At 58.1% G+C, this 20450-nt stretch carries 11 protein-coding genes; 5 read left to right on the top strand and 6 right to left on the bottom strand.

Annotated elements, in window-relative coordinates; genetic code table 11:
* Positions 1-163: 163 nt before the first annotated feature.
* A complete protein-coding gene (locus tag SH139x_RS16110; RefSeq protein ID WP_488350798.1) occupies positions 164-3625 on the top strand; it encodes a hypothetical protein in 3462 nt (1153 codons plus the stop codon).
* Complete coding sequence (locus SH139x_RS16105) at positions 3622-10989, top strand: hypothetical protein (protein ID WP_488350797.1); 7368 nt, start codon at positions 3622-3624, stop codon at positions 10987-10989. The genes SH139x_RS16110 and SH139x_RS16105 overlap by 4 nt, the downstream gene beginning before the upstream one ends.
* Here the strand turns inward: SH139x_RS16105 and SH139x_RS16100 are convergent.
* Entirely contained in the window at positions 10969-12423 is a 1455-nt protein-coding gene (locus SH139x_RS16100; RefSeq protein WP_488350796.1) for a phytoene desaturase family protein, read from the bottom strand. The two genes, SH139x_RS16105 and SH139x_RS16100, sit on opposite strands and share 21 nt — an antisense overlap.
* 163 nt (positions 12424-12586) lie before the next feature.
* Here SH139x_RS16100 and SH139x_RS16095 point away from each other — a divergent pair, with 163 nt between their 5' ends.
* On the top strand, positions 12587-12919 hold the full coding sequence (locus SH139x_RS16095) for a nucleotide pyrophosphohydrolase (protein WP_488350795.1): 333 nt from the start codon (positions 12587-12589) through the stop codon (positions 12917-12919).
* 249 nt (positions 12920-13168) lie between these two features.
* Complete coding sequence (locus SH139x_RS16090) at positions 13169-14146, top strand: hypothetical protein (protein WP_488350794.1); 978 nt, start codon at positions 13169-13171, stop codon at positions 14144-14146.
* On the opposite strand, the gene serB is transcribed toward SH139x_RS16090, so the two are convergent.
* Positions 14143-15372, bottom strand: coding sequence for a phosphoserine phosphatase SerB (gene serB, locus SH139x_RS16085; RefSeq protein WP_488350793.1), 1230 nt, complete (start codon positions 15370-15372; stop codon positions 14143-14145). The genes SH139x_RS16090 and serB overlap by 4 nt on opposite strands.
* 113 nt (positions 15373-15485) lie before the next feature.
* Here serB and SH139x_RS16080 point away from each other — a divergent pair, with 113 nt between their 5' ends.
* Positions 15486-16049 (top strand): NUDIX hydrolase, encoded by a 564-nt coding sequence (locus SH139x_RS16080; RefSeq protein ID WP_488350792.1) that lies wholly within the window; start codon positions 15486-15488, stop codon positions 16047-16049.
* 291 nt (positions 16050-16340) lie between these two features.
* Here SH139x_RS16080 and SH139x_RS16075 read toward each other — a convergent pair whose 3' ends face one another.
* From SH139x_RS16075 to rho, 4 genes are all read right to left on the bottom strand, one after another.
* The gene (locus SH139x_RS16075; RefSeq protein WP_488350791.1) at positions 16341-17750 is read right to left on the bottom strand and encodes an O-antigen ligase family protein; all 1410 of its coding nucleotides are present in this window, start codon (positions 17748-17750) and stop codon (positions 16341-16343) included.
* Between the two features lie 253 nt (positions 17751-18003).
* A complete protein-coding gene (nusB, locus tag SH139x_RS16070) occupies positions 18004-18423 on the bottom strand; it encodes a transcription antitermination factor NusB (RefSeq protein ID WP_488350790.1) in 420 nt (139 codons plus the stop codon).
* Between the two features lie 7 nt (positions 18424-18430).
* Positions 18431-18943: a 6,7-dimethyl-8-ribityllumazine synthase gene (gene ribH, locus SH139x_RS16065; RefSeq protein WP_488350789.1), complete on the bottom strand. Its 513-nt coding sequence runs from the start codon at positions 18941-18943 to the stop codon at positions 18431-18433.
* Between the two features lie 6 nt (positions 18944-18949).
* Positions 18950-20428 carry a transcription termination factor Rho gene (gene rho / locus SH139x_RS16060; protein ID WP_488350788.1) on the bottom strand — a complete coding sequence of 493 codons (1479 nt, stop codon included), beginning with the start codon at positions 20426-20428 and terminating at the stop codon, positions 18950-18952.
* Between the last annotated feature and the right edge of the window lie 22 nt (positions 20429-20450).

Below are 20450 nucleotides of genomic sequence, written 5' to 3'. Positions count from 1 at the left end.
TAATCCGATGACTTATCTGCTGTGATTGCTTTTGTCGGTTGGGCAGTTTGCTTAAAATAGAGTTCACCAGCGCCTTGTCGTGCCCAGCGTTGGCAAATGGGGGTGGAAGACCTCGACGTTGGCTTATCCTCTTCGCACCACAGATGGAACGGCGAATTACCCCGTGCGCAAAGCAATTGATCGGCGAAGCGAATTAGCTTGCCACGTGACCGGCAGTGCCGGTTGCGTGTGGGGTTGGGGGTTACCGCGATTGCTGGCGATGGGTTTGTTGGCCATGCTATGGGCTGGATTGTCCCCAAACATCGGGAATGGCCAAGAAAAACGGCCTGACGTGTTACCCGACGTGTTGGAGACCAGCAGTATCCCCTTTAAGGCCTTTATGTTTCCGGACGAGAACGGTGGTCACGTGGTGATCACCGACATGACGTTCGCGGAAATCGATCAGGCTCGCAACGCGCGAGCGGGACTCGTCGAGCCGAGTAAGCCTTACAGTTACGAGCGGATCACGATCAGTGGTGTGGCTGACAATGATTGGGCCGAGCTGACGATCAATTTTAAACTAAGTGTCGCGCCCCCTCAGGGGCGGGCTGTGGCAGTTCCGCTGCAGATGTCGGGGTTTCATCCTCAAGGGCCGTTGGACGTGGTCGGCGCTGAGGATTACACCGTCGATTATTCGCTGGAGCAGGGGGGGCATTTGCTGTGGATCGAAGCCAAGCAGCGGCGGGACATCGAAGTCAGCGTGCGTGCGGTCAGCCGCGTCACGACTGATGCGGGTGGAGGGCTGGAATTTAATTTACCGACGGCTCCGACGAGCGTGAATGTATCGCTACGGGGCGAAGATCTCGAAGCCACCGTGGTGGGTCGTGGTGACGAAGCGGTGCGGGTGGCCGAGGGTGAACCGGGACGCACCCAAGCCAACGTGGAATGCAATGGCGGTGCCTTTTCGCTGCGTTGGCGAGCCCGCGATGGTCGTTTGCCCAGCGATCAAGTGCTGGAAGTCGACAGTCGCATGCGGGTTACTTGGGATGATTTAAATGGTCCCCCCAGGGCGATCGTGGAGCTTGACGTCAGCAACCGCCGAGGCAGTTTGGCACCGTTCGAAGTTCGCTTGCCGGTGGGGGCTGAAGTGATCGAACCGTTGCAAAGTTCCGCGGGGGCTCAATTGGCGTTGCGGAGTTCGCAGAGCGGCATCGTGCAGGTCACACCGGATGATACCGAGCAGTCGAGCCGGCTGAAGGTGACCCTCGAATATCGCCTGCCAGCTGGAGAGTACAAACCGGAGCTGCCACTCGTTTTGGCCGCTGTTGAAGTTCCTGCGGCGGTACGTCAACGCGGTGAATTAGAAATTCGCACCGATCGAAATTATCGACTGCGATGGTTGCAGAGTTCGGCGGTCCGCTCGGCTTGGCGCACTTCGGCTGCTGATACGCCGGACGCGCGCGTCTATTTGTTTCAGTATGACCGGGTACCTTTCGAGTTGCCGATTTGGTTGACCGCGAAAACGCAACCTTTGCGGATCGATCATACCTATACGATCCGAGTTAGCGAAACGGCCGCCACGTTGGAAGCGGAAATCATGGCCGCTGGGACAATCGTGGAGGGCTTGCCGTTGATCGTGGAATCGGCCGGATGGGAAACGGTTGACGTATCGGATTTGGAAACGGGACGTAGCTTGGATGATTCGTTTGGGGATTTGCCGGGGCAGTTGGAATTGGAATTAGGCGAATTGACTCCGGCACTGAATGGTACCGTTGGGGTGCGTTGGACCGCTGCGCGTCGCATCGAAGCGACGGCCACCGAGACGGTCGTCGAATTTCCCTTACCTCGGGTCCGTACTCTCGATCAAAGGACCGTGATTCTGGCCCCCGGTCAATTGTTAGTCCAACCCGATGCTGGATTTTCGTTGATCACCGATCTAGTCGCCAGTGAAGGGTTGATCCGGTTGCCACGCGAAGCGACCGAAGTGGCCAATTCGGGCGTGTTTCGCTATCGCTTGCAAAGTGTTGGCGAGCCTCCGCGGTACCGTGGTTATTTGAAAGAAACGCCCCCCGAAGCGACCATCACGGGGGCGTTGGAAATGGTTGCCGAAGCATCCAGCATCCGCATTACGGCTGATTGGTTGGTGACGCCGCAAGGTAGCTTGCGGGGACAACTGCCGATTGAAAATGTCGGCGATGCGGGGCAGTTGTTATACCAATTGATCGGTTCGCGTGAGTCGGGCCAGAGTGAGTCGGGCCAGAGTGAGTCGGGCCAGAGTGAGCAAGCAGCGCTGGCGACATCTTGGAAAGTAACCGTCAACGGTCAGCCGGCCGTGATCCGCCCAGCCTCCGGCGGTGAGCTGCGTGCTGGCATCAGCGCAATTTACTCGGAGCAATTAGCCAGTCAGCCATGTCAAATTCGCTTGCTGGGGAGTTTGCCACTGCAGTTGGCCGAAGCCACGTTGGAAAACAAGAACCCGCGGGTGCGTGCTGAGCTCCGTCTGCCACGGCCAGCATTGCCCAGCGGTTCTTGGCAGCCCGAGTTGGGTTTAAGGACTGTTGAATCGCCCGGTTTGTCGCTGCTGGTCAGCGGCGCGGCGCAAGCCGCCGACGAGCCGCTCGATTTAAGCGGCAATGGGGCGGTGATAGTGACTCTCGAGTCACGAGTTGATGAACTGGTGCGGGCTCCGGTGATCGAGCGGGCGTTGATGCGGAGTGAGTTGGGGCGGGGCAGGCGGTTTGATCGTTTATTGGCAAACGTCAGTGGCGGCAGCCCGAGCTTTCAAGTTGAGTTTGCCGCTAGCTTTGACGACGCGCTCAGCGGACCGCAGGCAGCCGACCAACCGGTGGTGCGAGTTTTCCTGGATGGTGAAGAGCGGTTTGATTTTGAGCAAAGCTCGTCGGGTTTGGAAATTCCTTTCGAGCCTGCCAGCGAAAGTCGGATGATCGACATTCGCGTTTGGAGTGCCCACGATGGCAGCGGCCCAGCAACCGCGGTGCGGCCTCGTTTGCGGCTGCCGATCAGCACCGGCAAGACGTACTGGGACGTGGTCTTGGCCCCTGATCGTCATTTGGTCTGGAGCATGTCGGGTGCCAGCGAATTGATGGTTTGGCGGTACGATCGGCTGTTTGTGCGGCGGGTGCCAATTCGCTCATACGCCGATCTGCTCAATTGGATGGGGGCCGGCAGTCCTCCGGAAACGCAAGCTGGCAATCGGTATTTGTTAGTGACCTCGGACCCGGGAGCTTTGGAGTTTTTTGAGTCGGGGCGACCGTTGCTGTGGTTGACGATCGCTTCGATTGTTTTGGGCGCCACCGCTTTTCTGCTGTATTACCCAGTGCTGCGGCATCCAATCGTGGCCGTGGTGGCGGGCTGTCTGCTGGCTGGACTGGCTTGGATCGCACCCGACTTGGCCGTGATTGCTGGGCAATTGGTCATCTTGGCGATGTTGTTGGTGGCGGTCATGATGGGAACGCGAGCGATCCTCACGCGGCGTCCGCGGGCGACGGTCTTGGGTGGCTTGGCGGACGGTTCGTCGGTGCGAAGCGCCGCGGCGCGTCGCAACAGCGGCTCGAACGTTGAACCGAAGACGACGCAGATTCAGGAAGCGGTTCCCAGCGGTAGCGCGGCCGGAGTCCAGTCGTGATGCGTAGCCTGGTTTGCCTGGTTTGCATGATGGGGGTGCTGGGACCATTGGCGGCGAGTCTCTCTGCTCAACTTGCCAGTCCCGCCGCCGAGCCTGCCCAGCCGCAGACGAATTCGCCAGCTGGAAGTCGCGGGGAAGCTGCTGGGCTGAGTCAACCGCCGGTCCGGTCCGCTTTCCCAGAGTCACTTGGCGCGAGCCCGATCCGGCGGATTTATTTTTATCAGTCGCAAGCTTCCAATCTGCTGCCACGTTCTTATTGGCCAGTCGATATTGAAGATTTAGAAGCGGCTTTAGCTCGTAACAGTGAGGTTGCCAGACCGGGCCAGCAACGCCCGCAATTGGTCAGCGCCGTTTACGTGGCCCGTTTCGATGGTAACGCCTTGATCAGCGAGGCGGATGCGTCACTGCTGGACATTACCTACCGAGCTAGCGAACCGGGTATTTTGCCTTTGGGGGCGATTAATTTGGCGATCCAAGATCCTGGTTCGCCAGCCACTAAATCTCAGCCCGCCCGGTTACTCTCCCAGCCGAATGGTGAGCTGCAAGCGCTGGTCTCGAAAGCTTGCCGGCTGCGTTTCGGTTGGACTCGCAGCGGCATCTTGGGGCCCGACGGGCGGCATCAATTTGACTTAAAAATTCCCGCCTGCGGACGGACGCGGCTGTTGATCGGTATCCCCAGTGGTTATCGGCTCACCGCTCAAGACGGCGTCGTTACGACGTTACCCAGTCCGCCACCGGAGGCGGCTGGCACGACTTTGGAAAAGCAACATGTTTGGTATGCGATCGAAGCTGGAGGGTTGAATCGCATCCGCTTGGCAGTCGGTCCGATCGCGGTCTCCAGAAGCACGCTCAAACACTTTGCTGTTCGCCAATTGGGGCTCGACGCGACCGCCACCGTGAATGGGCTGGACTGGACAGCGAAGTTAGTTGTTGACGTACCCGAGGGTGAGTCGCTGCCAGACCTGGCGGTGACTTCTGGCGGCCGCATTACCGCGATTCGCGTCAATGGCCAGCCAGTGCGCTGGCAAGAAGTCGCCGCCGAGGAAGGCGTCCGCGTGGTGTTTAATCGCAAAAGCTCCAATGGCGGGGATGAGCTGGCGACTGGTTTCGAAGTTTCGGGAGTCAGCCCCGTTAACTTGCAGACCGTTCCGCTCAGTAATCCGCTCGCCGAAGCACTTCCCTGGATTCGACTAGATAGCTCAGTTAACCAATCGGCCTGCACCGAGAACGCGATTTTGTTGCGCGTGCAAAGTCCGCTGCGAGTTGCCGAATTTGGCGACCTCGGCAGTTGGCAACTTGACGACGATCGATCCGCCGAGGGTGGCCAGCGGAGTGAATTTCGCTTGACGGGTCCCGCCGATCAGCGTCCCCCCGCAGTGCGATTGGTCGTCCCCAGCAAGTTAGAAAGTTCATCCGCGGGTTTGCGATTAACTGTCGCCGAAGGTGCGATTCGCGCGCGTTGGCAGGGAGTGGTGGCGCTTGGCGCTTCGGGGCCCAGGCCGCTGCGGGTGGCGTTACAGCCGGGTTGGAGAATCACCGCCATTTCGATCCGCGAATCGGATCGCGTGATCGAACCACCCGGCCCCAATTTGAATCAGGAACCATTTGCGATTTGGCCCGAACCGGAGGAGATCAAGGCGGGAAAATTACAGTTGCGAATTGATGGCCAATTGGAGCCTGAAGTGCCGCGGCAACCGAATGAACTGCCTCCCAGTTGGTTCGTTCGCTTGTTGGGAGAACGCACGCAAGTGACCGCTGCAATCGTGCCTCCCACCGATTTTGAGTGGGAATCTGGTACGGCGCTCAAGGGGCTGAGGATTACTGCCGCCGAGATCCCGGCCGCTGTGGTCGATTTGTTAGGCACGCTCAATGACGATACGTTGTTGTTCCGAGCCAGCGGTTTGGCCACTCCGGAGCTGCGCTGGAAACGTCCGCCAGCTGATTTCAGCTCCGATGTGGCTGTGGATGTTCGCGTCGAACAGGGAAAAATTCACGAACGCGTGCAACTGGCGATCCGCGTCCCTTCCGCCGGCGCGCCCCCGGTTCGCATTCGGCTGGGGGCACCCCATGGTCGGCCGCCGATGCAGTGGGAGCAAATTCCCGCCGCTAAAGAGCGTCAGAGTACGGCTTTGAGCGCTGGCGACGCATGGCGTGCGACTCCGATTGAAGACCCCGAAAGCGGCGGCGAGGTTTGGGAGTTTATCGCCGAGAACGTTAGGGGAGACACCTTAGTGGTGCTCGGACGCCGTCAGTATCCAATTCCCCCCGCGCCCGCGGCCGTTGACGATGCCCTTGCGGCAACGCGATCTGGGCTTGATGGCTCGGGTGGGCTTGATGAGATGCTGAGCGAGCCGTGGGAGTTACCACTGCCCAACGTCTTCGTCTCCTCGTCGGCTCCCGCCACCAAGCATCGCGGAGTGCTCACGCTCGGGCCTCGCCTGCGGCTCAGCTCGATGACTGCGAATGTGCTCAAGGTTCCCAACGCGCGCACGACGGCGATTCCGCCTGCCGCGGTGCCCGCTGAGAATGCGGCCGCGAATGATCCCGTGGAAAGTGACTGGACGCTACGGTTTGCTCCTGATGAGGAAGCCAGTATAAGTTTGCAGTATGCGGCCGAGCCGGCTGCTCCGACGGTGGTTTGGCGAAAACGGGTCGAGATCTTAGCGGGGCTCAGCGGTGATGAAACGATGTTGGAGCTGGAGACCGACGATTTGCGGCCATTGGAGATCACGTTTGATCCATTGATGAGCATCACGGCGGTCGAAGGGGGGAGCTACCAAAGCGACGCGACCCAGCCTGGCAGGGTGACATTGGTCCCCGAGCAATCGGGAGGGGTGGTGCGTGTTCGTTGGTGGCGTCCCCAACCGGTGGTTAGTCGGTTCCGCAAGTTCTCAGCCCCTCAGATTGAGATTGCAGCGGTGGTGTTGCAGAGCGAGTGGTCGGTGTGGCCGGCGGCCGACTCGTTGGCCCTCAGTTTGGGCAGGCAGGCTGAGGTGCCCGCTTGGATGTCCGCGGAGGCCAGCGGCGTGATGACACCGCTAGCCCCGGGGCAAATCGTGCCCCTGATCGGTTCGACTTTCGCGTGGGCGCTGGCTGGCAGCATCGCGATGCTGACGTTCGCTTTGGGGTGGTGGTTACTGCAACGTTGGCCCCTCTGTGGTTTGCTGATCATGGTTTTGGCCAGCATGCTGGCCATCTTTACGCCCGTGTGGTCGAACGCCATTTTGGTTTGTTTGCTGCTGCCTTGGATTGCCGCCGGAATGATCGGCAGCAGCGGCCTCCGCACCGGCACGACGATTGTCCGCAGCTCGATCTTTAGTCGCTCGGCCAGCCGCAGCAGTTCGATACCAGCGGGCGAGCGTCCCACCGATGCGCGTTCTGCAGATTCGCGACCAGCCAACGTGCGCTCTGCCAGTGCTACCGCGGCTGATGCTGGCGCGGTTAATGCTGGCGATGGGGACGCATCTCCGGCGGGTAATTTTGTTGCACCAGACGCAACGGCACCAGATCCCCAGGCACCAACTCAAATTCGACGTCACGATGTCATCAGCGGCTCGCCCCGGGGTGGCAGTTCCCGGCGCCTGCAACGCTGTTGGTGGCTGTTTGTGTTGCTCGCTGGCAGCGGCCCCAGTGCTTGCTGCCAAGAGCAAAATTCGACACTCAACGTATCGCCTCAGCGAACGGGGCCAACGCGAACAGGGCAAACGCGAACAGGGCAAACGCGAACAGGGCAAACACCGGAGCAGACTTCGCCAACACGGGCGGGGCAGGGTGGGGCGTCGGAAACGCCCCAGCAACCTATCATCGAGGTGCTGATTCCGGTCACCAAGGAAGGAGAGTTAGCGGGGGATAAAGTTTACGTTCCCCAGTCGCTGTTGAACACGTTGTTTCGCCGCAGCGAGGCTGCTCAACAACCGGCCGGTATCGAGTTTCAATCAGCCGATTATCAGGTGCGGATCAGCCCGTTGGGGATGTCTGGGGCAGCCGATTCGATTGACATCGAAGCGAATTGGCGTGTTGAAATCGAGTCGGCTGATCGCCCGGTGCGATTGCCGATTCGCCCCGAGATCCTCAGTCGCTTGGAGGTGATCGTGGACGCCATGCCGAATGAAGTGCGGCCGATTCCCGACGGTGATGGGATCTTGATCCGCGCTCCGCGGGCTGGCACGAACATTTTTCGCGCCAGCTTATCTCCTGCGGCGGAATCGACCGTAGCGGGGGCCAACCGAGTTGAACTGACAATCCCGCCGGTGGCCCGATCGACCGTGACAATTACCTCGGAAGTACCTTTCGAACAACTGAGTTTGCCCAATTGCCTTGGTCAAATTAGCCGCTCGGACTCGGGTAACCGTGTCACCGCGATGCTCGGCGCGGTCCCCAAGTTGGAGATGATTTGGCAGCGTCGCGGCGTCAATTTGGGCGGCCAATTGGAGGAGATTTCTCGCCGCTGGTGGGTGCACGTTAGCCCGGCTCATACCGCTCGTGAGGTCGAATTGGATGTTGGCCGTGGCATTCGCGCCGGAGTAGTCGTCGAGCTGGAACTCGACATCGCCGAACTTCCCGCCTTGACCACAGCCGCTTGGGCGTTGGCCGCGAGTGATAGTTCGGAGCCGGGCACTTTGCGGTTGCGGATGATTGCCACGGTTGATTCTCCCGGTCCAATCCGCTTGCTGTGGTCAAACCCAACTTCGGTCAGTGCGGTCGTTTCGCTGACGCTGCCCGATGTGCGCCCAACTGGTTTTCAAGGTACGATTCGCAGCCTGCTGGGAGTCGATATGCCACCGAGCTGGACGAGTTCCGAATTCGATCCGAACACCAGCTCCGTATCAGCTCAGCAGCCCCGTGTGCTCGATTCCGCCGATTTTACCGCGGCCTGGGAGGGCTTTGTCGGGCAAGTGCGTTTTGCGCGGCAGTACGATGGTGCCGGACCCACAACGCTGCGGATTGAACGCCAGAGCCGCTTGAATCGCACCGCCAAAGAATCGCATCGCGTAGTGGTTTACCATGATTGTTTAACGGTCGAGTATGCCTGCGAGTTGGCTGCTGATGGTGTCACTAATCAACCACTCGGCCTGCTGTTGCCGCCAGGGTTAACCGCCGAACAGGTCACCATCAATGACACCCCGCTAGAGAATTTGTTAATCGATCAACGCGTCGATGGCGAGACGGAAATTTTGCTGCCACGACTCGACGCCGGCGTGGGGGTGACGCTTGCTCTGCGGGGATCGTTGCAACTGCAGCCGCAAACCGTTTTCCGTCCACCCTTAATTCGTATCGCCGGGGTGGATGTGGTCGGCAGTGAGTATCGCTTGCTGCATGACGAAGCGGTCGTGGTCGAACAGCTCGCCGAGACACATGCGTCCGACGAATCCACAGGGCAATCCTCCGGCCGGCTAGGTTTGCCGCCGCCAAGTAACGAATTTGATCTGACCGCCGGCTTGGCACCGGTGGGCGCTTGGCGGCTTGAAACTCGCCAAATTGCCAGATCGCCTTGGTTGAGCCAGCAGTTTCGGTTGCGACCAAGTGTTGTCCAGCTGTCGGCCGAGTCGCTGGCGACGCTCCGCTGGGAAGATGGGCTATGGACGATGGAGGTCGTGTTTGATGTGGAGGCAACCAACGACGCGATCAATTTTCTTACGTTTGAGATTCCCAGCCGTTGGGTTGAAGGATTGAACGTTTATCCAGCGGTGAAATGGTCGGCCCAACCGGCAACCGATGCATCCACGCAACTAATTCGCGTCCTTCCCCGCCGTCCTGCCGACCAGCAACTTGCTGTCGGCGTTGATCAGGAAACCGGCGCTGATCAGGAAACCGGCGCTGATCAGGAAACTCAGCAATCCACCGGTGTGCAGCCCGAACAGCGGCTCAGAATTCGGATCACATCCATCTTGGAAACGACCAGCGAAGGCGGAGTTGCCGTACCCGACGTGCGACTGCTGGGGGACGGCCCTCGGACGCGTTACTTTGCGGCGCCGCGGCGTTTGACCAGCAACCCGATCGTTTGGCAGACGCAAAACTCGCGAGCTGAGAATTGCCCGCCGCGGTTCGCCGATGTCGCCCCCAGCGAACAGACGCACCAGTTTTACGAAGTGATTGGCGAAACCTTTTCCGCCAACTTGCAACCCGCCCCGGTGGGCTCTGGAGCGGCTCGGTCTCCGTTGCTCGAGGTCGAACTATTCCCCGGTGAGTTGGCTGGTGAGTTGGCTGGTGAGTTGGCTGGCAAAGCGTCCGCTGAGAGACTTCGGCCGGCTGCTGCGAACGCGTCGGTAACCGCTTTGCTGAGGCTACATTTATTGCCGGGAAATCGCGACGCGGTCCGGTTTCGCGTGCCCCCTGGTGCCAACATCTTGGGAGCTTGGGCGGGTGGCACCGCAATCGGCGTGCGGTGGGTGGGCGATCCGGCGGCTGACAAGAGCCAGCAAGTCGAGGTGCCGGTGGGGGTTAGTCGTTTGGCACAACAGTTAGTCCTGTTGGTGCGCTTGCCGAAACCCGCCGCCGGCCAACCGCTGGCGATCCCCACCGCCAGCGAATTGCCAATCGCGGCAACTTGGGTCTCGACGTACGATCAATCCGCTCGCAAATCGACAGCAGCTGGCATCGTGGTAAACAGTGGTGCGGTTGCAGAGACCGGTAACTCGACGGCGGATCGGCCAGACAGTCCGCTGGGCATCCCCGCAACTTGGACCGCCGCCCCGGCGAGGTCATTCCAGCGAGCCGCCGATTTGTTAGATCAACAGCCTCTGAGTGACGGTTGGCAAGCAGCCAGTCGCGAAATCTATCGAGACAGGATCGCCGCCGCCGTGATGGCGATTCTCGACGATGCGGTGGACAGCGTTGCCGAGCGTCCTTCCAACGAAAAGCGATTGTGGCTGCGGCCGTGGTTTGCGCGGCTACGGCAACTCGGCTGGCCCCAAGATTCAGAGGCTACCGAAGATTTAACTTGGCAGCGGCTCGACGCCTGGGCACCAAAACTTTTGCAACGCGTGTTTGGAAATGAATCGATCACCAGCCTGGAACTGGAAGCTTCGCTGCCGGGCACTTGGCTGCTTTCCGCGGATCACTTGGCACCTCAGCGGGTGATTCATATTGACGGCAGCAGCGCTACCGTGCCGGCCGTCATGCTGCCCAAGGTTTCAACGCAACAGTACCCATTCGCTGGCGTCGTGTGGAGCCTGGGGTTGACGTTGATTCTCTGGGGAGGGCTGGCGGTGGTCTATTTCGCCTGGGGTTGGACCATCAAGCTAAAACCTGCTGTGTGGTTGTTTTTGTTGGGAGTCCTGGCGTTGCCCTTTGCACCGCTGCCTGTCTCGCTTTCGGCTATGCTGGTCGCACTGACCGGGCCGCTAATCGACCGTCGTCGGTGATGGCTTACGAGTCGCCTGTTTGACGAGATGGCCGTCGACTTCGTTAGCCACGATCACGCCATAATTAATTGCCCCCAACCAACCGCTCATGATGATTCCCACGCTCCCGGCGTGATAAAGTCCTGGGATTTGCTCTGGTAGCGCGCGACTAACGCCTAAGCCCTCGAATTTGGTTCCAAAGCTGGCGCCCAATTCGTGCATCGTGTAGTGGTTAAAGGTCCGCGGCGTGGCGGCTTCCACACGCTCCACTTTTTCACGAATATCGGGAACGAAGGCGTCGAGTGCATCGAGCGTGGTTTCAATCAAGTCTTGCTTGCTGGCTTCGTACGCTTCCGGCGATAGATCGGACCAGTCCGCCCAGTTTGCGTTGGTGCTGCTGACGATCGCGTGGCGACGATGTTTGGACTGCGGTCGCGTTCGCGGATAATAGAAAGAGAATGTCCGGCTAGTGATGTCTCGACTGAGCAGTAGATCGGTGCGAAACTCTTCCGCCGTGCTGGTGAACAGCAAATCGCCACAACTCTCATCCACTTCGACTTCGGGTTTGAGTGCCATGTAGACTTGCGTGCTGCTGTTGTTCAAACGCACTTCGCGAGCGGCGTCGACAAAGTTAGCATCAAAAAACTCTTCACCGACTAACCGGAAGATTGTGGAGCGTAAATTTGAATTGCTGACCACCGCACCACAATCAATTCGCCGGCCTTGGACCTCCACGCCGACAACTTGGCCACGTTCCAGCACAATGCGCTCGACTGGGCAGTTGATCCGCACATCGACGTTGTTCTGTTTTAGCTCCCGCTGCATCCGCTCGATTAAGTCTTCCGTGCCACCCTCGTAGATGAATACGCCTTTGCTCATGAAATTGCTGAACACAATGCCATAGGTGATTGCGGGATCTTCCAGCGTCGAGCCGTTGGCGTAAGTAATGGGCTCCATCAACAGCCGCACAATATCGCCGCGACCGGGAAAGAAACGCTCAAACAATTCACCCGTGGTGGTCGCTTGATCATCGTAGAAGTTCATCCCCCGAGCGGTATCAAAGAAGGCTTCCACGGTCTGTTGTTCGACGCCGAAACGTTCGACCAGCAACCGCGTGAAATCGGCCCGATTAAAAGTGGTCGTCAGGGAAAACATTGGATTTTCAAAACGAATGTTTTCCAGTTGGACGATCCGATCAGCAATATCGGCCGACCAGTAACGACGGCAGCTTTTGATCATGCCGTGCGGAAAACCGTGCAAAGATACGTCAAAGATGTGGTTGCCGGGGCGTCGAAACCAAGTCGCTAACCCTCCCAATTTGTAGTGCTGTTCGAGCAGCAAAACTTGGTGGCCAGCCCTGCCCAAAATGTTGGCTGCGGTCAGTCCAGCCAATCCGCTGCCGATGACGACGACGTCGTAGCGAGATTGAGCACCTTTGAGAAAGTCACGTGGCATAGCGTTTTAAATCGTGTCGCGGTGAGAAAGAGAGCGCAAAGACAAATATTTTCGGGTAAAGTTCTCGGATAATGACTGAAGCGAGCGATCGACCCAAGCCCGGGGGAGAGGAAATTCTCCGCGACCATTGGTTTCCCGCCACGCCCAGTGTAGCATTCCGGCTATGAACGATCAGTCCAACACGATTACCGACTTGAAACAACTGGTGCGTCATTTCGTCAATGAGCGGCAATGGCAATCTTTTCACACGCCCAAGAATCTAGCCAGCAGCTTGGCGATCGAGACAGCTGAGTTAATGGAGCACTTCCAGTGGCTGACCGGCGACGAGTCGCTGGAGGTCAAGCGGGACGCGGAAAAATGCGGCGAAGTGGCTGATGAAATGGCTGATTGTCTAGCTTACTTGTTGGCCTTGGCAAACGTGATGGAAATTGATTTGTCTCACGCTTTGGCCGAAAAAATGAAGAAAAACGCCAGCAAATATCCACCCCCCGCCTAACAGCGGTCGATCATTGCTATTGAACTCGTCGGCTCTGACGAGCTATTCCCAAGTAGGGCGGGTCTCCAGGCCCGTCTGTCACAAGGTAGCGCGGGTCTCCAGGCCCGTCTTTCGCAGAGTTCAATGCGCTGGACGGGCCGGGAGTCCCATCCTACGGTTCCCGCTGGACAAAAAATGGCAAAACTTGAACGCAGCGGCTTACTTCTTGGCCTTCTATTCAGCTGCATCGTTGCGACGACGAAAGTCAGTGTGGCTGAAGAACCACAAGATGACACCGGCCAGCCCATTGCGTTACCTCAGTTGGTTTCGGCCGCGGACGCCATCGGGATGGAAAACAGCGGAATGGCCGACGACAGCCCGCTGGTGCTCGAAGAGCCGCTGGCTATCGATGATCCGCTGTTGCTTGAGGACGCGATCAATCAGGCGTTGGCCAGCGACGTGGAGAAAATCGTCGTTGCCAGCTCTAAATTACCCAAATATGAGTTTGGGGATTGGCTCGGTTACAATCCGGTTGAGAGTGATTGGACTTGGTTGCCAGCTGGCGATGATTTGGGCATGTTCAGCATGCAATCGCACCCTAGTTTGACTTTGGGCGAGCAGCATTCGATCGATGTTGGCGTGGGGCTGCATTTTCTCAATGGTCCCACCCGCACCGACATGCCCCCTCGGCTGTTCGATCTGGAGACAGCGTTTCTCTCGAGAACGACTCACGGCTCGAATTTCATGTTGGATTTGAAAGTCGGCGTGGGGGTGTTCTCGGACTTTGAGGGGAGCGCTCGTGAGGGAGTGCGATTTCCGGGGCATGCTGTTGGCTACTACGAAGTACACTCTGACTTGGCCACGGTGTTCGGTGTCGATGTGCTGGATCGCGACGACATCAGCGTGTTGCCGGTCGCCGGGGTTGTGTGGCGACCCACGCGGGACTTGGTTTGCGAACTGGTTTTCCCGCGTCCTCGTCTGCAACTTCGCTACAGCGAGGAACGAGCGTTTTACGTGGGCGCAGAATTGGGTGGTGATAGCTGGGCCATCGAGCGGGTCAACGGAGCGGACGACGTGGCCACTTATCGTGACATTCGCATTTTTTGCGGGATCATGCAGTTAGACGACGCGGAACAATCGGTGCTAGAAGTCGGTTACGCGATGGATCGTCGTCTGGAGTACCGTTCGGGGGTGGGTGATTACAGTCCCGAAGGCGCGTTGTTGCTGCGTTTGCGGCAAAATTTCTAGACTGCCTCTTGGCTGGCTGCTTGTTGAGTTCGCTCGCGGTCACGGACGCCCAGCAGGTACAATATGGCGTCCAATCCCAAGTTGGAAACAGCATGGTCAGCTTCCTCGCGGACCAGCGGTTTGGCATGAAAAGCGATCCCCAGCCCGGCGCGGCTCAACATTGGCAGATCGTTGGCACCATCTCCCACCGCGATCACCTGGCGACGGTTAATGCCTTCTTTTTCAGCGATCTGCTCCAATAATTCTGCCTTCCGCTCGCCGTTGACAATTTCCCCGACGACTTGCCCGGTCAATCGACCGTCGACAATCTCCAGTTCATTGGCGTACACATAGTCGATGCCAAGACGCGTCTGCAGCAAGCGGCCAAAGTAGCCGAAACCGCCTGAAAGAATCGCCGTGCGATATCCTAAAGCGCGGAGGTTTTCGATCAGTGTCTCGGCTCCCTCGGTTAAGTTCAATCGATCGGCCACGCGTTGCAGCATCGTTTCCGGAAGTCCCGCCAAACTGGCGACTCGCTCTCGCAGTGACGCGTTGAAGTCCAATTCGCCCCGCATCGCCCGCTCGGTAATTGCGGCGACCTGGTCACCACAGCCAGCTTCTTTGGCCAATTCGTCAATCACCTCCGCTTGAATCAGCGTCGAGTCCATATCGAAGACAACCAACCGCCGCGAGCGACGAAAAGCATCATCTTTTTGCCAGGCGATATCGACTCCCAAATCGTGGCTAATCCGCATGTAGCGGGCTTGCATCCGCGCTCGGTCAAACGGGTTGCCACGCAACCAGAATTCGACGCACGCACTCTTGGGAGCACCGCGGTCGATCCGGGGCGGACGCCCGGAGAGCCGATGAATGACGTCAATGTTGAGTCCCTCCGACGCGATCAACGCGGTTACTTCGGCGATCTGGCCGGCGGTGATCGAACGGGCGAGCAAAGTCAGAATGTAGCGGGGTTTACCCTGTTGCTCGACCCAATCATCATATTCCAAATCGAAGATCGGACGCACCTTGAGCCGCAGGTTGAGTTGATCGACTGGCGATTGCAGAGTGCTTTCGATGTCCACATCGTGCGGCACTCGGACCATGATCCCCAACAGCAGGGATTGATGAATCACCGACTGATTGATATCCAACACTTCGGCTCCCACGCCGGCCAGCACCGAAGTTAGGGATGCGGTTAGACCAACACGGTCTTCGCCGGTGAATCGCAGCAAGAAAATTTGTCCCATCGGATTCTATCGTTTGGTGTACGCGAGTCAGAGCCTTTAAATTAAGCTGCTTGTGAACAATCGTCGAGGCGATTAACGCTCAAAATTCCCGCATCCCGGTAAAGGAACATCGCTTGCAAGCTCTTGCCCCCTCAATCGACGATTACCTTGCCAGTTACCCAGACGAGGCCCCCCGCGTGCTTGCCATGCGTCAGTTTTTGGCGACACACCAGGGGCACGATCGAATTCGCCGGGACAACTTTCAGGGGCACCTCACGGCCAGTGCGTTTTTGGTCGATCCGAATCAACGAACGGTGTTGATGATTAAGCACCGCCGCTTGCAACGTTGGTTACAACCGGGCGGGCACATTGAATCGAGTGACCTGAGTTTGGCGGCAGCGGCTTGTCGTGAGCTGAGCGAAGAGACGGGCGTTCCCCGCGACTTGATGTCTGATCATGCCAGCGACGATGGGTCTGTTCCGTTGGATCTTGATAGCCATCTGATTCCAGCGAGTGAGAAGAAGCAAGAACCAGCTCATATTCATCATGATGTCAGATTTTTATTTTTGCTGACTGCCAAGCCAAACTTGCAATTGCAATTGGAAGAAGTCAGCGATGTCCGCTGGTTACCGCTCAATGAACTGGAAACGCTCGACGGTTTTGCCGCCGTGGGTAATAAAATTCAACGGTTAGTGTGATGATTTCGTTTTTTATTTCAGTGCTAAGTTTAACGCTGATTCTGACCAGTGGAGCCGCAATGTGGTTTGTGGTGGTCCGCCGCGATGACCCCGATCGCAAATCGTAGATTCTGCGGGACGCTTGGTCGTTGGGGCGGTGACCTGCCCGCCGGAGGCGGTTAGGGCAATGCTTCCGCCGGTCTTGCCCCGGTTCGGAGCAACAAGTGGCGGCTACATTGCTCGCGCACATAATTGCCTTGTCCGCCCGCGATTCGCCCTCGGCGAATCGCGGGCGGACAAGAGGGTCGGTTTTCAGAGGCTCGCTTGGTAGCTTCCAGTTGTGATCCCGTCCGGGGCAAGCCCGGCGGAAATCAACATTCCATTTCGTGCCCGAACTGGTGCGGCAGCGCGTGCGGCGCTGGCTACTCCCGCGATCATCATCACATACAAGTGAATCATGGGGAAAATCGTGGCATCCTGGAACATCCCGTTAATGAAATAGCCAACCAGCAAGGCTAACAGTAATGCTCCTGTTACCGCATGCTCACTTTCGGGCGGATTGCGACGGTACAGTTGCCAGCCAATGCGAGTCCAATATGCTAACAGCATTAAGAACAACCCCACGCCGATCATGCCTGTGTCGGCCAGCAGCGAGAGTAAAATGTTGTGTTGCACATATCCGGCGGCCGTGGCTAGTGGCAGATTCCAATCGCGGGCTTCCGTATAGGGTCGGTGATGCTCTATGTAACGTCCATAACCGTGTCCCATCAGGGGCCGATCTTTAAACATCTCCCAGGCGATAATCCCCAGCAGCGGACGTAATTGGATACTCTGCAGCGAAGCCTCCGCCGATAAGCCTTTATCGCGTTTGATCTTCAGCAGACTTTTGCCCAGCGTGCTGCTGCCGACAAATCCCACCATTAAAATCGCCACCATGGACCAGACTTGCAGCCGGCGTGGTAAACGCAAAAATAGAAAGAGTCCAACCACTGCTGCCGCGCCCATCCAAACGCAACGGGTTAAGGTGCAGTAGCAGCCGAGCAGTAACAACATCACCAACCCGCCGTAGCCCAACCGCCCCAAGCGACCGCTGTGAAAACCGCAAGCCAACGCCACGCCCAAAGCGGCGGTCATTAAAATCCCGTTGGCGCTGGGGTTCAGCAACGGGCCCCGGCCTCTGCCGTAAAATTCCCAAAGCGTGGGATCGACGATGTAGCGGGGAAAGACAAATTGCTGGAAACCCTTCGCCTCGAACACCGACATCACCGCTAAATAACCGCCCAACATCATGATCGCTCGATTCAACCACCACAAGTCATTGGACTGCAGGCGACAGCCCCGTGCGATAAAGTACAGCCCCGCGGGCATGGCAACGTAGAACAACCAACGCGGCAGACTCTCGGTACCGAACTCGCCGCTACCAAGCAGCGTGGAAACCAGCAAATAGGCTGCGAAGACCAGCAACAGCCAGTCGCCCCGCGAGAGTCGCTTGGGATCCGTCCAGCCGAGCTTGCGATGGATCACAAAAAAGGGGATCAACATTCCGAACAACAGCCGCTCGCTGCTGACCTGCAACGGCCCGTCGTAGTGCAGAAAATTCGGACCAAACAACGTACCAGCTATCAGCAAGACAATGCAGACCGCCAGCACCGTGCCCCAGCGGAGCAGGACAAACGACCAAACCAGCAGCGCCAAGGCTAATGAAAGGGCTACCAGTGTCATTGCCGGAAACGTATCCGCTTCGAGTAACTGCGAGCGTTCCGGTGGCCTTGGTTAACCTGACACCCTGGCCATTCGCGAAACATAGATCCGCGAAAACATAGCTCGCAATCAGCCGGCAAGCCAACAAGACGAAGGAAGTTCGTCGTGGCGATTCATTATCTCGCTTAGAACTTATCCGAAAACCCAAAACAACCGCGGCTAGCGCCAAAGCGGCTTACGGTTTTCGGATAGGTTCCTAACCGTGAAGTAACGGTTATGAGGATGAGGATGACGCGGTGGTGTGCAGCAGTTTGTCGAGGATGCCGTTAACGAATCGGGGGCTGTTTTTGTCGCCGTAACGACGGGCCAAATCAACCGCTTCGTTGATTGCCACTCGCCCAGGCGTCCCGGCCACCGTGATCTCGTAAGCACCCAAGCGGAGAATATTGCGATCGGTCACGGCCATGCGAGAGAGCGACCAATTGGCAGCCAATCGCGATAATTCACGATCGATTTCCGCTTGGTGCAGCAAGGTGCCCCGGAGCAATTTCTCAGCAAAGCTCGCGAGTGCTTTACGCCCCCGCATGCGGCGGATGATAAAGTCGTAAGTGTCCGCTTCGGCTCGACCTGGGTTCAGGTCGGCTTCGTATAACATTTGCAGCACGATCTCGCGTGCACGTCGACGCGTCGCCATTGCCTGCTTACCCCGTGGCCTCTTCCGAGCCATCATCTTCGCTCAGCATCTGAGCCATTTTCTCGGCGAGTCGGATGGCGTCGAGCAAGGCAGTTGCCGCTTCCACACCTTTGTTGCCGACGCTGCCGCCGCTCCGCTGGACCGCCTGCTCGACGTTCTCGCAAGTCAGCAACCCAAGGGCAATTGGTTTGTCAGAATCGACGCTGGCATTCATCAGCGCCGTGGTTACCGCTCGGTTGATGTGTTGGTCGTGCGTGGTTTCGCCGCGAATCACGGCCCCCAGCACGAGCACTCCGGCGATCGGCGGGCTGATGGCAAAATTCAGCGCCGGCAGCACCAATTCCCAAGCCCCAGCGACTTGAGCGACCACAATCCGCTCCTCGTCGATTCCGGCTCCCTTCAACGTCTCCAAAGCACCGGCCAACAAATTGTCGGTGATCGATTGGTTGTAACGGGAAACCACAATCGCGATGTAAGCGTCCGGCAAATCGCCGTCGATTCCATTAATTTCGATGGTCACGAGAAACTATTCCTTGATGCTAAGCAGAAATTCGGCGTTATTTTGAGTCTGTCGTAACCGTTGGGTCAGCGTGTCCATGGCATCTGCCGGAGACTGCTGAGAAAGTGCTCTTCGGAGCAGCGAGACTCGGCGGTGCTCTTCCGGATCCATCAACATTTCCTCACGGCGGGTGCCGCTGCGGTGCATGTCGATCGCTGGGAAAATGCGGCGTTCGACGATTCCTCGATCTAGAACCAGCTCTAAATTTCCGGTTCCCTTGAACTCCTCGAAGATCACATCATCCATTCGGCTGCCAGTTTCGACTAGGGCGGTTGCGATAATCGTCAGCGAACCACCCTCTTCGACTTTACGAGCCGACCCAAACAGCGCTTTCGGTTTTTGCAACGCGCCAGCGTCGAGTCCACCGGACATTAATTTTCCCGTCCCGCCTGCTTCTGAATTGTGGGCGCGACCGAGTCGAGTAATGGAATCGAGGAAGATCACTACGTCAACGCCGTATTCCACCATTCTTTTCGCTTTTTCGATAACCATCTGGGCAACTTGAATGTGTCGCGCCGGTGGCTCGTCGAATGTGCTGCTGATTACCTCGCAGTTGACACCTTTGACTTCCCGCTCCATGTCGGTGACTTCTTCGGGTCGCTCGTCGATCAACAGCATGATGACGTAAGCGGCCGGGTAATTTTTCAGCACGGCGCGGGCCATTTTCTGCATGATCACCGTTTTTCCAGCCCGTGGAGGGCTGACGATCAAGCCCCGTTGGCCAAAGCCGATGGGGGCGATCAAATCGATGACGCGGGTGCTTAAATCGCCCGACTCGTGCTCCATGATGATCCGTCGATCGGGGTGCAGCGGAGTCAAATTCTCGAAAGCGGCTCGCCGCGGTCGCTGCGAAGGGTCTTGGCGATTGACCGCCTCCACGCGCAGCAGCGCGAAATAGCGTTCGTTTTCCTTGGGGGGACGGATCTGCCCAGCCACCGTGCTGCCCGTTTGCAGCCCGAAGCGGCGGATTTGACTGGGCGAAACGTAAATATCGTCGGGACAGCTGATGTAGTGATGCTCGGGGCTGCGGAGGAAACCGAAACCGTCGGGCAAAATCTCCAGGGTCCCCTCCCCGTACATCAAGCCGTTCGCCTTCATTCGCTCCTTCAAGATGCGGAAAATCAGCTCCTGTTTCTGCAGCTCCTCAGCTCCTTGCAGCCCGTCGACGGCGGCCATGGCCAGCAATTCGTCGTGAGACATATTCTGCAAGTCCGACAGGTTTACCGTCAAAGTTTGATTGACCTGTTGAGGAATCCCCACGTCACGGCCGGAGCGGTTGGCCTCGTCAACGATCTCCTCGGGCAACGACAGCGGATCGCGTTCCGCATCGAGCTCGCGAATGCGTTGGTCGACGTCGGCGTCCGGGTGACGCGGCTTGTCGCGGGGCGACTCATTACGACGGCGGGGGCGGTCATTCCGAGGCCTGCCGGGGCGTGGATTCTGCATGATTGCACTGCGTTGCTGACAA

Origin of the sequence: Kothea flammea (assembly GCF_052161645.1) — a bacterium.
Classification (GTDB): Bacteria; Planctomycetota; Planctomycetia; order Pirellulales; family Pirellulaceae; genus Laterigemmans.
This window is presented reverse-complemented; position numbering and strand designations above follow the sequence as displayed.

Excerpts from the sequence above, each read along its gene's own strand:
- SH139x_RS16100 (WP_488350796.1), bottom strand. The coding sequence starts at position 12,423 with ATGCCACGTGACTTTCTCAAAGGTGCTCAATCTCGCTACGACGTCGTC.
- serB (WP_488350793.1), bottom strand. The coding sequence starts at position 15,372 with ATGGGACAAATTTTCTTGCTGCGATTCACCGGCGAAGACCGTGTTGGT.
- SH139x_RS16075 (WP_488350791.1), bottom strand. The coding sequence starts at position 17,750 with ATGACACTGGTAGCCCTTTCATTAGCCTTGGCGCTGCTGGTTTGGTCG.
- rho (WP_488350788.1), bottom strand. The coding sequence starts at position 20,428 with ATGCAGAATCCACGCCCCGGCAGGCCTCGGAATGACCGCCCCCGCCGT.
- SH139x_RS16095 (WP_488350795.1), top strand. The coding sequence starts at position 12,587 with ATGAACGATCAGTCCAACACGATTACCGACTTGAAACAACTGGTGCGT.
- nusB (WP_488350790.1), bottom strand. The coding sequence starts at position 18,423 with ATGGCGACGCGTCGACGTGCACGCGAGATCGTGCTGCAAATGTTATAC.